Consider the following 1,764-nt stretch of genomic DNA (forward strand, 5'->3'; position numbering starts at 1 on the left):
CTCGGCCGTCAGCGCCAGCGTGTCCAGTTCCAGGACAGTGAGTCCGCTCGGTAGCGGCAGCAGTGCCCGAAGCGCGCGCTGCGTGAGCAACAGCCCTATCCCGCTGTCTTCCATCATGTAGCCCAGCCGCTCCGCCGGGTACTCCGGGTCCAGCGGCACATACGCCCCGCCCGCCTTCAGGATCGCCAGCAGACCCACCACCATGTCCAAGGAGCGCTCCACCGCGATCCCCACCTTCACTTCCGGGCCGACGCCCAGCCCGGTCAGGTGGTGCGCGAGTTGGTTCGCCCGCCGGTTCAGCTCGCCGTAGTTCAGCTGCGCTTCACCGAAGATCACTGCCACCGCGTCCGGGTGGGCCGCCGCCTGCGCTTCGATCAGCCGGTGGATCGGCGCCGCGCTTGCCGGGGGGGCGCCGTTTTCGCTCCAGCCTTTGAGTTGCTCGCGTTCCGCTGCGCTCAGCAGGGGGACGTCCGACAGCGCTTGGCCGGGCGCCTCCGCCAGCGCTTCGAGCAGGGCGAGGTAGTGGCCTGCGAGGCGGGCCACTTTGGCCGGGTCGAACAGTTCCCGGGCGTAGATGAAGCTCAGCTTCAGCCCGCCGCCGGCTTGTTCCAGCGCTTCTACCGTGAGTTCGAACTGCGCCGCTTTGGCGCCCAGTTCGTAGGCTTGCAGGGTCAGCCCGGGGAGCGAGTGCAGGGCGCGGGCGTCGTGCTTCAGGTGGTTGAACATCACCTGGAACAGGGGGGTGGTGCCCAGGCTGCGTTCGGGCTGCAGGGCTTCGACCAGGTGTTCGAAGGGGAGGTCCTGGTGGGTCTGGGCGCCCAGGGCGGCTTCCCGGCTCCGCGCCAGGACGTCGGCCAGGCGGTCGCGGCTGCCGATGCAGTTGCGCAGGACCTGGGTGTTGACGAAGAAGCCGATCACGCTTTCGGTTTCGATGCGGTGGCGGTTGGCGATGGGGACGCCGATGCGGATGTCTTCCTGCCCGGTGTAGCGGTGCAGCAGGGCTTGCAGGCCGGCGAGCAGGGTGACGAAGACGGTGGTGTTCTCAAGCTGGGCGAGCTTGCGCAGCGTGTGCGTGAGCCGCTCCGGGACGCTGACCGTCCAGCGGGCGGCGCTGTAGCGGCCGTCGGCACGCCGGGGGCGGTCGGTGGGCAGGTGCAGGAGGGGGTGTTCGGTGCCCAGTTGGGTTTGCCAGTAGTCGAGCTGGCGGGCTTTTTCGCCGGCTTCCAGCCACTGCCGTTGCCACTGGGCGTAGTCGGCGTACTGGATGGCGGGCGGGGGGAGGTGTGCCTGGCGTCCTTCGACCGCGGCGCGGTAGTGGGCGACGAATTCGTCCACCAGGATCTGCATCGACCAGCCGTCCGAGATGATGTGGTGCATCACGACGATCAGCAGGTGTTCCCGCGCCGAGAGCCGGATCAGGCCGATACGCAGCAGCGGGCCCTGGCTGAGGTCGAAGGGGGTCGAGTGCAGCCGTTCGGCTGCTGCCCGCGCGCGCGCCTCGCTTTCTTCCGCCGGGGTGCCGCTCAGGTCGATCAGCTCGAAGGCGGGTTTGCCTTGGGCCTGGATGTGTTGCCGGGCCAGCCCTTGCTCGTCGGCAAGGAAGACCGTGCGCAGCGATTCGTGCCGGCTCACCAGCGCCGCGAAGCTTCCTTGCAGCGCATCCAGGTTCACCTCGCCCTGGAGCCGCAGGCCCCCGGCGATGTGGTACGCCGTGCTGGCACGGTCCAGTTCCCACAGGAACCATTGACGACGTTGCGCGTAGGA

Annotated in this window: 1 protein-coding gene; it reads right to left on the reverse strand. The window is 68.8% G+C overall.

From position 1 onward, the window contains the following. The coding region (locus C7389_RS24680) for a condensation domain-containing protein (RefSeq protein WP_162851839.1) at nucleotides 1-1,764 on the reverse strand (1,764 nt) is incomplete at both ends.

Origin of the sequence: Azoarcus indigens, assembly GCF_004361735.1 — a bacterium.
Classification (GTDB): domain Bacteria; phylum Pseudomonadota; class Gammaproteobacteria; order Burkholderiales; family Rhodocyclaceae; genus Azoarcus; species Azoarcus indigens.